This is a genomic window from uncultured Polaribacter sp. (assembly GCF_947497125.1).
Classification (GTDB): Bacteria; Bacteroidota; Bacteroidia; order Flavobacteriales; family Flavobacteriaceae; genus Polaribacter.
In genome coordinates this window covers 194,755-208,043 of the sequence record NZ_CANMFI010000003.1, presented here as the reverse complement: position 1 = coordinate 208,043, position 13,289 = coordinate 194,755, and the positions used below count along the sequence as shown (strand labels likewise).

Annotated in this window: 7 protein-coding genes; 4 read left to right on the top strand and 3 right to left on the bottom strand. The window is 32.6% G+C overall.

Annotated elements, in window-relative coordinates; translation table 11 throughout:
• Positions 1-17: 17 nt before the first annotated feature.
• The 3 genes from fusA to rpsL all read right to left on the bottom strand — a co-directional run bounded on the left by fusA (position 18) and on the right by rpsL (position 3,102).
• Complete coding sequence (fusA, locus tag Q0678_RS06250; RefSeq protein ID WP_299055438.1) at positions 18-2,135, bottom strand: elongation factor G; 2,118 nt, start codon at positions 2,133-2,135, stop codon at positions 18-20.
• A gap of 5 nt (positions 2,136-2,140) precedes the next feature.
• Complete coding sequence (rpsG, locus tag Q0678_RS06245; protein ID WP_299055436.1) at positions 2,141-2,620, bottom strand: 30S ribosomal protein S7; 480 nt, start codon at positions 2,618-2,620, stop codon at positions 2,141-2,143.
• A gap of 107 nt (positions 2,621-2,727) precedes the next feature.
• A complete protein-coding gene (rpsL, locus tag Q0678_RS06240; RefSeq protein WP_018943587.1) occupies positions 2,728-3,102 on the bottom strand; it encodes a 30S ribosomal protein S12 in 375 nt (124 codons plus the stop codon).
• A 176-nt stretch (positions 3,103-3,278) separates the two neighbouring features.
• Between rpsL and Q0678_RS06235 the strand changes: the two genes are divergently transcribed.
• The 4 genes from Q0678_RS06235 (at position 3,279) to Q0678_RS06220 (ending at position 13,281) form a co-directional block, all read left to right on the top strand.
• Positions 3,279-4,943, top strand: coding sequence for a ShlB/FhaC/HecB family hemolysin secretion/activation protein (locus Q0678_RS06235; protein WP_299055434.1), 1,665 nt, complete (start codon positions 3,279-3,281; stop codon positions 4,941-4,943).
• Positions 4,944-5,077: 134 nt separating this feature from the next.
• Positions 5,078-8,302 (top strand): SusC/RagA family TonB-linked outer membrane protein, encoded by a 3,225-nt coding sequence (locus tag Q0678_RS06230; RefSeq protein ID WP_299055431.1) that lies wholly within the window; start codon positions 5,078-5,080, stop codon positions 8,300-8,302.
• An 11-nt stretch (positions 8,303-8,313) separates the two neighbouring features.
• Entirely contained in the window at positions 8,314-9,744 is a 1,431-nt protein-coding gene (locus Q0678_RS06225) for a SusD/RagB family nutrient-binding outer membrane lipoprotein (RefSeq protein ID WP_299055428.1), read from the top strand.
• A 468-nt stretch (positions 9,745-10,212) separates the two neighbouring features.
• Complete coding sequence (locus Q0678_RS06220) at positions 10,213-13,281, top strand: SusC/RagA family TonB-linked outer membrane protein (RefSeq protein WP_299055426.1); 3,069 nt, start codon at positions 10,213-10,215, stop codon at positions 13,279-13,281.
• The last annotated feature ends 8 nt before the right edge of the window (positions 13,282-13,289 follow it).

Here is a 13,289-nt window from a genome sequence, read left to right as displayed (position 1 = left end):
TTATATTATTTAGTAGATTAACCTTTAGATTTTGCAATTACCTCTTCTGATACATTAGAAGGAGTTTCTGCATAGTGTGAAAATTCCATAGTAGATGTTGCTCTACCAGAAGACATTGTTCTTAATGCTGTTACGTAACCAAACATTTCTGATAATGGCACAACTGCTTTAACAACTTTAGATCCGGCACGATCACTCATGTCATTTACCTGACCTCTTCTTCTATTTAAATCTCCTACAATATCACCCATGTTTTCTTCTGGAGTTAACACTTCTAACTTCATTAATGGCTCCATAATTTTTGCTTTTGCAGATTTTGCAGCAGCTTTATAACCCATTTTTGCAGCTAATTCAAAAGACAAGGCATCAGAATCCACTGCGTGGAAAGAACCGTCTTTTAATGTTACTTTCATAGAATCCATTTCGTATCCTGCTAAAGGACCATTTTTCATGGCTTCTTTAAATCCTTTTTCTACTGAAGGTACAAATTCTCTTGGCACGTTACCACCTTTAATGATAGAGGTAAACTGTAATCCTTGAACTCCTTCATCTGCAGGCTCAATTGTAAATACAATGTCTGCAAATTTTCCACGTCCACCAGATTGTTTCTTATAAATTTCTCTATGATCTGCAGTTGCAGTAATAGCTTCTTTATATTCAACCTGAGGTTGACCTTGGTTTACTTCTACTTTAAATTCTCTTTTTAAACGGTCTACAATTACATCTAAGTGTAACTCTCCCATTCCAGAGATAATAGTTTGTCCAGAAGCCTCATCAGAACGTACTGTAAAAGTAGGATCTTCTTCTGCTAACTTTCCTAAACCGATACCTAATCTATCAACATCTGCTTTTGTTTTAGGCTCTACTGCGATACCAATTACTGGATCTGGAAAATCCATAGATTCTAAAACTAGTGGAGATTTTTCTGCTGTTAAGGTATCACCTGTTTTAATAGATTTAAAACCTACAGCTGCACCAATATCACCCGCTTCGATATAATCAATAGCGTTTTGCTTATTTGCATGCATTTGATAGATACGTGAAATACGTTCTTTTTTACCTGAACGGTTATTTAAAACATACGAACCAGCGTCTAAACGACCAGAATATGCTCTAAAAAATGCTAAACGACCTACAAAAGGATCTGTAGCAATTTTAAATGCTAAAGCCGCAAAAGGCTCATCTACACTAGGCTTACGTAATTCTTCTTTTTCTGTATCTGGGTTTACACCTACAATTCCATCTTTATCCATAGGAGAAGGTAAATAACGACATACAGCATCTAATAAGAACTGAACCCCTTTATTTTTAAATGCAGAACCACAAATCATAGGAATGATGGCCATATCCATTACAGCAGCTCTTAATGCTTTATGCACTTCTTCTTCTGTAATAGAATCTTCATCTTCCATGAATTTCTCTAAAAGGTTCTCATCATAACTTGCTACTTCTTCGATAAGAAGAGCACGATACTTACGAGCCTCAGCTTTTAGTTCTTCAGGAATTTCGATTACATCGAAAGTAGCTCCCTGAGTTTCATCATGCCATACAATAGCACGGTTTTTAACTAAATCTATAATACCTTTAAAATCATCTTCATCACCAATGTTTAAAACGATTGGCACTGCGTTAGATTTTAACATGTCTTTTACTTGCTGACAAACACCTAAAAAGTCAGATCCTTGACGGTCCATTTTATTAACGAAACCAATTCTTGGTACTTTATAGTTGTCTGCTAATCTCCAGTTAGTTTCAGATTGAGGCTCAACACCATCAACTGCACTAAATAAAAATACCAAACCATCTAATACACGTAAAGATCTATTTACCTCTACAGTAAAATCTACGTGACCAGGAGTATCAATAATGTTAAAGTGATATCCTTTAGTTTCAGGGGTTTTCTCTGCATTCTCTAAAGGAAACTGCCATGTACAAGTTGTTGCTGCAGAAGTAATTGTAATACCTCTTTCTTGCTCTTGCTCCATCCAGTCCATTGTTGCTGCACCATCATGTACTTCTCCAATTTTATGAGAAACACCTGTATAATACAATACACGTTCTGTTGTTGTGGTTTTACCAGCATCAATATGCGCTGCAATACCAATATTTCTTGTATATCTTAAATCTCTAGCCATTTCTATTAAAATCTAAAGTGAGAGAATGCTTTGTTTGCTTCTGCCATTTTGTGAGTATCTGTACGCTTTTTAACAGCAGCACCTTCTTCTTTAGCCGCAGCTAAAATTTCAGCAGCTAAACGCTGTGCCATTGTTTTCTCGTTTCTTTTACGAGTATACAAAATCATCCATTTAATAGCCATAGACACCTTACGGTCTGGTCTAATTTGCATTGGTATTTGAAATGTTGCACCACCAACACGACGAGAACGAACCTCTACATGTGGCATTACATTAGACAAACCGTCTTTCCAAATTTCTAAAGCCGATTTTTCTTCGCCTTCACCCTTTTTTTCTTCTACTAACTCTAAAGCATCATAAAATACTTTAAACGCTACTGACTTCTTACCACTCCACATTAAATTGTTAACGAAACGAGTTACTAACTGATCGTTAAACTTTGGGTCTGGTAATAAGACTCTTTTTTTTGCTGCTCTTTTTCTCATGTCTTTTACATTAAAAAAGTTAATTAATTTGTTATTAAACTACTTAATAGCCAAAAGCACAACTTAAAATAAGCCATACTTAAAACTAAAACACTATTTAATAACGCTTACTTTTTTGGGCGTTTTGCACCGTACTTAGACCTACGTTGAGTTCTACCCTCAACACCGGCTGTATCTAATGCACCACGTACTACGTGATATTTAACACCTGGTAAATCTTTTACCCTTCCACCTCTAACTAATACTATCGAGTGCTCTTGTAAGTTGTGTCCTTCACCTGGAATGTATGCGTTTATCTCATTACCATTTGTCAATCTAACTCTGGCAACTTTACGCATTGCAGAATTAGGTTTTTTTGGCGTTGTAGTATAAACACGAGTACAAACTCCACGTCTTTGAGGACAAGACGACAAAGCAGCCGATTTACTCTTCTTAGTTATTTTGGTTCTTCCTTTACGAACTAATTGTTGAATAGTTGGCATACTAAATTATTACTGTTTTTCGTTTATAATGAAACCTTTACTCTTTTTTAAGAGTGCGCAAATGTACAATTAATTTCTAATTATTCAAGTATCAACAAGTTATTTTTTGATATTTGACTTTTTTTAGTCAACTTTTAGTTATTTATTTTACTTTTGATACCAATAGCAAAGCAACCTTGAAGCAACATAAATCTTTTTTTTCGTTTTTATTTTTTGTGTTATTTTTTTTAAATATTTCTTACACTCAAAATTTTACACTTACTCTTACTGCAAAAACAGAGAACGATAAACTAGTTTTAAGAGACATTCTGTTTCAAAAAAACCACAAAGACACTGTTTCAATATCCAAAGAACTACTTAAAATTAATGAGTACCTAAAAAACAACGGTTATTTTACATCTTATATTTATCAGAAGAAAAATGAAGACAAAAATACAACTGTTATTTATGTATTAAATAAAAAGGTTACAAAAGCAACTCTTAAAATTTTATCTAACAACAAACTGCTGTTTACGAATGATGAAATAAAAAAGAAACAACTAACTATTGAAATCAACAAACTTTCTGATAAAATTAAAAGTCTAACAGAAATATTAGAAAATGAAGGCAAATCTTTTTCAAAAATAAATTTACATAATATACAGATAAAACAAGACATTCTTTATGCTGATTTAATTATTGAAGAATCCGAAGAAAGAAACATACAGAAAGTTATTTTTAAAGGATATGAACAATTTTCGAAAGGGCATTTAAAAAATTACTTTAACATTGACAAAAATACTGTCTTTAGTAAACAAAAAATAACACAAATATCTGATGCTGTAAAAAGTTTAACTTTTGTTGAAGAAATTAAGAAACCAGAAGTATTATTTACAAAAGATTCTACCTTATTATATATATACCTAAAAAAGGCTCAAAAAAATAGCTTTGATGGTATTGTGAATTTTACATCTAAAGAAGATGGTAAGTTACTTTTTAATGGAACAATCGATCTAAAAATTAATAATATTTTTGATACTGGCGAACGTTTTGAATTATTATGGAATAGTATCGGCGAAGAAAAACAAGAATTTAAACTATCTACAGAAATACCTTATATATTTCAAACAAAAATAAGTCCACATTTGTTATTTGATATTTACAAACAAGATTCAACATTTGTAAACACAAAAATTAACACGAAAGTTTTTTACGCTCTAAACAACCAAACAAAACTTGCTTTTACTTTTACAAATGAAAACTCAGAAAGTTTAAATGCAGATAATGCAAATTCAATTGAAAAGTTTAATAGTCGCTTTTTCGGCCTTCAATTTGAATATAAAATACCAAAAAAAGATTTCTTTTACAACGACAAGTTTTATTTAGAAATAAATCCGAGTATCGGTAATAGAAAAACTTCAAGTAAAAGCATACAACAACTAAAAATTGAGGCAACAATTTCTTACCTATTAGACCTAAACCAAAGAAGTACCGTTTATTTTAAAAATAATACTGGTTATTTAAATTCAGACAATTATTTAGATAATGAGCTTTTTAGAATTGGAGGCGCAACCACAATTAGAGGCTTTAACGAGCAAAGTATTTTTACAAATAGTTTTAACTACCTTAATATAGAATACCGATACGCAACCTCTAACAAATCTTACATTTATACAATTACAGATCTTGGTAATGTAAAAACGGCATTTTCAACTGAAAAACTATTAGGCTTGGGCTTAGGATATTTATTTACTACAAAAAACGCACAGATAAATATAAGTACTGCAATAGGAAAATCTGAAAACAGCAAACTCGACTTTAAAGAAAGTAAGCTAATCATTAATTGGAAGAGTTACTTTTAAATATCATTTTCTAGCTGAATCCCTAACAAAAAGGCGATTTGATTAACATTAAAATAACATTTTTTTTAGGAAATATAGTGGTAAATCTATTTTTTTTTTCATATTTGTAACAATAAATTCAAAACCAAACAATAATGAAAACAAAATTTAAAGGAATTTTAACGCTACTATTAGCGTTTGTTGTGCAAATTAGTTTTGCTCAAGAAAAAACAGTTTCTGGTACTGTATCAGAGGCTTCTGGGGCTTTACCAGGAGTAAGTGTCTTGATAAAAGGCAGCAAAAAAGGTACAGAAACAGATTTTGATGGTAAATATTCTATCAAAGCAAAGCAAGGAGATGTTCTTCGTTTTAGCTACCTTGGATACAAAGTAGTAGAAAAAAAAGTTGGTAATTCTTCTATTATCAATGTTAATCTAGAAGAAGACGCAAATGTGTTAGATGAAATTGTTATCGGACTTGGGGTTTCTAAAAAAGAAAAAGCAATTGGTTATGCTGTTCAAAAAGTTTCAGGTGAAAGTATTGACAATGCTAAAGAACCTAACATTGTTAACTCTTTACAAGGTAGAATTGCAGGGGTACAAATACAAGGAAGTCCTTCTACATTAGGTGGATCTTCTAGAATAACTATTCGTGGTTCTAACTCTTTCTTAGGAAATAACCAGCCACTATTTATTGTAGATGGTGTACCAATTAGCAACGCAGAATATTCTTCAAACGACCAACAAACTGGTTTTGGTGATGGTGCTTATGATTATGGTAATGCTGCCTCTGAAATAGATCCATCAAACGTTGCATCTATGTCTGTGCTTAAAGGTGCAGCAGCAACAGCTGTTTATGGTTCTAGAGGAGCTAACGGTGTTATTTTAATTACTACTAAAAGTGGAAGTAGCCAAAAAGGCTTAGGTATTTCTTTTGACACTAGTGTTGCTTTTGATCAAGTTAGAAATTTAATACCTATACAATCTACTTATGGTGGTGGGTCTATCTACCCAACAGCAAGTGGTTTTAATGAATTTACACAAGATGGCGTGAGCTACTTAGCACCTAACTATGCTAAAGATGGTTCTTGGGGACCAAAATTTAACCCAAATACCTTAGTAAGACACTGGGATTCTTGGGATCCAGGATCAGATAACTACAAAGAAACTAGACCTTGGGTTGCTCCAGCAAACTCATATGATAAATTCTTTAATACTGGTGTAACTTTAATCAATACATTAGCACTATCTGGTAGTAATGATAAAGGAACCTACAGAGCTTCTTATACTAATTTAGACCAAGAGGGTGTAATGCCAGGTGGTAAATTAAAAAGAAACACAATTAACCTTAACTCTAGCTACAGATTAAGCAGCAAACTTAAATCTAGCGTTGCTTTTACCTACGTAAAAACTGAAGCAGAAAATAGAAATGCAACTGGTTACAGTAATGCAAATCCATTACAAGGTTTTACTCAATGGTGGCAAACACAGTTGGATGTAGACAGGTTAAAAAAACAACAAAACACTACAGAAGGAAACCAATATACTTGGAATACGAAAGGAATAACTACAGATAGTAATGGTGTTTTACAATCATATAATAGTGATGTTAATTATTTTGACAATCCAAGTTGGGTAAGAGAAAACAACCTACAGGAAGACACCAAAAATAGAGTGTTTGGTAACGCAAATCTTTCTTATGATATTACTGATAACTTAAAAATTACAAGTCAGTTTGGAACAGATTTTTTCCAATTTAGTATTAGAGAAGGAATCCCATTAAGATCTGTAGACGGTTCTAGATACGAAGAAACCGAAAGAAAGTTTCAAGAGACTAACATGGAAGTTCGTTTAAACTACAATAAAGACTTTACAGAAGACTTTACTTTTAATGGATTTATTGGTGCAAATAGAATGAGACAATACGCTAAAAGGATTACTGCAGAAACAAATGGTGGTCTTGTTATTGACAAATTCTTTAACATTGGTAACTCAGCTGATTCTCCAATAGTAAATACATTTGAAACTCAAAGAGGTATTAACAGTATTTTTGGCTCTGCTTCTTTAGGATGGAAAGAAATGTTATTTTTAGACTTATCTGCAAGAAATGACTGGTCTTCTACATTACCTGAAGCAAATAATAGCTATTTTTATCCTGCAGCATCTTTAAGTTTTGCAGTATCTGAGCTATCTTTCCTTAAAGAAAGTGAAGTTGTTAATTTTGCAAAAGTAAGAGCAAGTATAGCACAAGCAGGTAATGATTCTGACCCATACAGGTTAACAGATGTTTACAACCCTATTACTCCAAATTTTGGAAGTAATCCTTTGTACTCTGTGCCTAACTCTCAACAGAATCCAGACCTTGTTAACGAATTAACAACAGAAGTTGAATTTGGTTTAATGGTGAAGTTACTACAGAATAGATTAACTATTGATGCAGCGTATTATGACAGAATAACTGAAGATCAAATCTTTAATGTTCCTGTTTCTTCAACTACAGGTTATACTTCAAAATTACTAAATGCAGGTAAAATGAAAAACTCTGGTTTAGAAATTCAAATTCAAGGTACACCAATTCAAACAGAAGATTTTAGTTGGTCTCTTGGTTTAAATTTAACTAGCCAAAACAATGAAGTTGTTGAATTGCTTAAAGATGACGAAGGAAATACTGTTGTAGAAAGTATTAACGCAGGATCTACATGGGCTGCAGATTTAAGAGTTCAGGAAGGATTACCATATATGGCATTATTCGGACAAGACTATGTATATGATGGCAATGGTAATAAATTAGTTGACGCAGATGGTAATTATGAATTTACAGATGATAGAGTCTACTTAGGTTCTGCAATAGCAGATTGGACAGGTGGTTTTAGCACTGCATTTACTTACAAAGGATTAACTTTATCTGCTTTATTTGATTTTCAAGTTGGTGGTATTATACACTCAAGTTCTTTACAATGGTCTAAATACTCTGGTATGCACCCTGAAACTGTTGCTTTTAATGGTGAAAGTGATGTAAGGGCTAATGGTATGGTTTTACCTGGTGTTAAAGCAGATGGTAGTGAAAATGATATAAGAATAGACCCACAAACTTATTACCAGAATTACTGGAGAAGAGCTGCTCCGAATGTATATGACGCAAGTTTTATTAAATTTAGAGATATCAGATTAAGCTATGCAGTACCAACAAGTGTGTTAAACAAAACACCATTTACAGGACTAAACATTAGTGCTTTTGGTAGAAACTTAGGTATTTTATATTCAGAAGTACCTTACATAGATCCACAAGTAATTACTGGTGCAGGTAATGCACAAGGTTTAGAAAATGCACAAGTACCAGCTACTAGTTCATTTGGTGTTAATATTTCTGCAAAATTTTAAAATAAAAAACAATGAAAAAAATAAAAAAATACGGTTTAATGTTAATGTCTGTCGCATTGCTTACTCAGTGTGATGACAATTTAACAGATCTAAATGTAGATCCAAATTCTGCTGTAACTGTTGCACCGTCAACGTTACTAACTACTGCACAATACTATTTCTATAACACCACACAAGGCGTTACTGTAAATGCAGATTGGGGACAGTTAATGGTACAGCAATGGTCTCAAACAGAATATACCGAAGATAGTAGGTATAACCAAGACATTAATTTCTTTAACGGTACCTGGAGTAGAATGTATGCAGACGTTCTAAAAGAATTAGATGCTGCAAAAACACTGGTTGAAAGTCAAGATTTATCAGCAGACATAATCAATAATCAAAAAAATATTATTGATGTAATGTCTTCTCAAGTATTTGCATTCTTAACTGATGGCTTTGAAAAAGTACCATACACAGAAGCTATCGGAGAAAATAGTCTTCCTAAATATGATAGCCAAGAAGTTATCTATAAAGGAATTTTAGAAACTTTAGAAAATGCAGCAAACACCTTTTCTGCATCATCTCAGTCGTTTACATCAGGAGATATAATTTATAACGGTGACGTTACAAAATGGATAAAATTAACAAATTCGTTAATGTTACGTTATGCAATGAGAATTGCAGATGTAGATTTAGCTACTGCAACTAGATACATAAACTTAGCATCATCAAACTTAATTTCTAGTAACGATGAAAATGCATTGTTTACTTTTGAGACAAGTTTAGTTAGATCAAATCCGTTATATAGAAACAATACACCTCTTGAAGGTAACAGAGATGACTATGCTGTTTCTGAGTACTTAGTTAACACTTTAACAAGTTTAGGAGACCCTAGATTGGCTAAATTTGCAAACAATGCATCGTCAGGTTCTATCGTAGGTATGCCTTACGGTTTATCAGATAATGACGCTACTGTTCTAAAGCCAGATGTATCTAGACCAAATGACAATGTTAGGTCTGCTACAACACCACATGTTATTATGTCTTATGCAGAAGTACAATTATTACTAGCAGAAGCATACCAAAGAGGTATATTAACTGGTAATGCTGCTACTGCATACGCAAACGGGGTAACTGCTTCAATGAACTACTGGGGTATAACAGATGCTGCAGCAATTGCAACCTATGTTAGCAACAATGCATATGATTCAGCGAATTGGAAGATGTCTATCGGTACACAGAAATGGGTTGCTTTATACATGAATGGTTTTCAAGCTTGGAATGAATGGAGAAGATTAGACTATCCTCAGTTAAGTGCTCCGGCAGCTGCAGTAATTAACAGTATACCTGTTAGAATGCCTTATCCGTTATCAGAAACTACTTCTAACGCTTCACAATTAGATTTAGTAACCACAAATCCTAATGATATGCAAACAAAAGTTTGGTGGGATGTAAATTAAAAATTCACATTAATTATTCACTTATATAAAAGTGACAATAAGAAGAGCCGTAATTTTTACGGCTCTTTTTTTGTATTTCAAAAACTCATAATAAAAACTGATTTAAACTAAAATAAAATACTAGAATTAATATTGAAAATTCTAGTTATAAATAAAATAAAAAACATGCCTAAAACTGTTATAAAAGCTAGTAATAGCAAATAAGTAGAGAATCAAGATTAAAAATAAAAAAAGAAAAAAAATAAAGATTAATTACATTTAAATTAAACTATCTATATTTTTTTAACAAAAAACAGGCGCCATATTAAATTATCATAAAAATAAACACCTTCAAATTAATTTATAATTAACAAAAGCAACAATTAATTAACAGATTATTAACTTATTTTAAGAAATTTTATGTTAAAAACTTGCGGCTTTAAGATATATTTATGATTTTTACGGTTAATTAATTCAAATAATTATAAAATGAAGACAAAGTTTAATGGAATTTTAACGCTTTTACTAGCGTTGGTCGTGCAAATTTCGTTTGCACAACAAAAGACTGTTTCCGGTACGGTTTCTGATGAATCAGGAGAATTACCAGGAGTTAGTGTAATAATTAAAGGTACAACAAAAGGTGCTGAAACAGATTTTGATGGTAAATACACCATTAAAGCAAACTCTGGAGATGTGTTAGTGTTTAGATACCTTGGGTACAAAACTGTAGAAAAAACAGTTGGAACATCTAATACCGTAAATGTAAAATTGGCTGAAGGAGGTCAACAACTAGAAGAAGTTGTAGTTATTGGTTATACCAATAAAAAAAGAGGTGATTTATCTTCGGCAATATCTTCTGTTACATCTGCACAATTAGAAAAGCAAACAAATTCAGTTAGTATTGATAATGCTTTACAAGGTGTTGCAACGGGTGTACAAGTAACTGCACAAAATGGTAAACCAGGTAATGCTGCATTTGTTAGAATTAGAGGTATTGGTTCTATCAACGCAGGTAGCGAACCTTTATATCTTTTAGACGGTATACAAGTTGATGAAGACCAAATTATTGGTATTAATCCATCTGACATCGAAAGAATGGATGTTCTTAAAGATGCAGCAAGTACTGCAATCTATGGAGCAAGAGGAGCTAATGGTGTTGTTGTTATTACTACTAAAGGTGGTAAGAAAAACAAAAAAGCACAAATTAGATTACAAACTAGATTAGGTTTAGCAACAGAAGCGAAAAGAAATTTTCAGATGATGAATGCTAGACAAAAGTTAGAATATGAAAGAGCAGTAGGTGTTGGGCCAGGTTCTACTCAGTTGTTACAAAGTGAATGGGATCGTTTAATTTCTCAAGATCATGACTGGACTGATGATTTATTAAAAGATGCAGAAATTTCTTCTGTAAACTTATCTGTTCAAGGTGGTGATGAAAAGTTAACATACTTTATGTCTATCTCTAACGATTCTAACACAGGTATTATCGAATTAATCGAAAGCGCTTTTACAAGAACTTCTACAAGATTAAATGTAGGTTATGATGCTAATGACTGGTTAAAATTAAGTACTAACCTTTCTTTTTCTACTTCTAATGATCAAGATCCAAGAGATAGAAACAACGTACAAAACCCAATTAATGGTCGTTTTACTGCGAACCCATATGAGCCTGTATATTTAACAGATGCTAACGGAGATCGTATTCCTAACAGAAGAGGTTTAGATACTTTTAACCCAACACACAGTGGATTAAATTCTTTAGCACAAGTTAGAGCAAACCAAGATGATGATACCGACAATAGATTTTTTGGTACATTTAAAGCAGATATAAAATTATCTGATGCTTTTTCTTATCAATTTGGTTCTAATGTAAGTTACTTTAACAGAACTGCAAGAGGTGTTTTACACGCTGGTTCTGCTTTAGACTTAATATTTAATGGAGAACCTACTGGTAGTGCAGATGCATCTAATTCTAATACTTTTCAGTACTCAATCTTAAATAAATTAAACTTTAACAAAACGTTTAACGAAAAGCACTCAGTAAATGCAACAGTATTTATGGAGTATTTAGATTGGTATAATGAGAACTCATTTGCAAGGTCTCAAGGTTTTGTGATCAATGGTCCAACTACAATTAGTGCTGGTGCAACTCCTTTAACTACAACAGGTGGTAATAGTAGAAGAACATTATTCTCTGTTGCAAGTAGTGTAGATTATATTTATGATGATAAATACATTGTTAACGCAACAGTAAGAAGAGATGGTTCTTCTAGATTTGGTGCAAACAATAAATATGGTACCTTTTGGGGAGCAAGTGCTGCATGGAACATAAGTAAAGAAAACTTCTTTACAGAATCAGCCGTAGGTAAAACTGTAGATAACCTTAAATTAAGAATAAATGCAGGTACTTCTGGTAACGATCAAATAGGAACTTTCCCTTCTATTACAACGTATGGTTTTGATGCATACAACGGAGGTACTGCTGCTGCTCCTTCTAACTTTGGAGACCCTAACCTAGGATGGGAACAAAGTTTTACATATGGTGCAGGTATAGAGTTTGGTTTATTTAACAGTAGAATTACTGGTGTAGTTGATTACTACAAGAAAAATACAAAGGATTTATTATTACAAGTACCTATCAGTCTTTTTCAAGGTGGTGGTTCTATCTTTAAAAACATTGGAGAAATTGAAAACTCTGGATGGGAATTTGAATTAAGAGGAGACATTATTAGAGGAGAAAACTTTAGATGGAATGCTGGTGTAACTTTCAGTACATACGATTCTGAAGTATTAAAATTAGCTACAGATGAGGATTTAACTGTAAACTACGCAAACTACACTACCTTAAGAGTAGGAGAAGAAGTACATTCTTTCTTTTTATCTAGATATAAAGGTGTAAACCCTGCAAATGGGCAAGCGTTGTTTTTAGATGCTAATGATAATGTTACAACAAGCGATGCAGACAATGTATTATTAAGTGGTAAAACACCTTTTGCTCAGTTTGATGGTGGTTTTAACACAAGTATTTCTTACAAAGGTTTAGATGTAACTGCAGACTTTTATTTTAAAGGTGGTAACTATATCATGAACTTAGTAGAATCTCAACACTTATCAGATGGTACCTCTGCAAACGATAACCAAAGAGTAGATGCTTTTAACTACTGGAAACAACCAGGAGACGTTAATGTTTTACCAAACCCAGTAACAAATGGTTATTTAGGTAGTACTAATGCTAACAACAGAAATGTTTCTAGTAGTACAAACAGTACAAGATATTTACAAAGAGGAGATTACTTAAGATTAAGAAACCTACAGATAGGTTATTCTTTACCATCTCAGTATTTAGAGAAAGTACCATTTACTCAAATTAGAATGTATATGGCAGGTACTAACTTATGGACATATATACCTTATTACAAAGGAGATCCTGAAGTTGGTATTGGTTCTGCAGAATCTAACCCTGGTAGTTCTACAAGAAATCAAATTCCTGGTGAATACAGTTTAAATAGTTACCCAACTTTAAGAACTATTTCTTTTGGTTTAGATCTTAAATTTTAAAAAACAAT

Excerpts from the sequence above, each read along its gene's own strand:
- Q0678_RS06220 (WP_299055426.1), top strand. The coding sequence starts at position 10,213 with ATGAAGACAAAGTTTAATGGAATTTTAACGCTTTTACTAGCGTTGGTC.
- rpsL (WP_018943587.1), bottom strand. The coding sequence starts at position 3,102 with ATGCCAACTATTCAACAATTAGTTCGTAAAGGAAGAACCAAAATAACT.
- Q0678_RS06230 (WP_299055431.1), top strand. The coding sequence starts at position 5,078 with ATGAAAACAAAATTTAAAGGAATTTTAACGCTACTATTAGCGTTTGTT.
- fusA (WP_299055438.1), bottom strand. The coding sequence starts at position 2,135 with ATGGCTAGAGATTTAAGATATACAAGAAATATTGGTATTGCAGCGCAT.
- rpsG (WP_299055436.1), bottom strand. The coding sequence starts at position 2,620 with ATGAGAAAAAGAGCAGCAAAAAAAAGAGTCTTATTACCAGACCCAAAG.
- Q0678_RS06225 (WP_299055428.1), top strand. The coding sequence starts at position 8,314 with ATGAAAAAAATAAAAAAATACGGTTTAATGTTAATGTCTGTCGCATTG.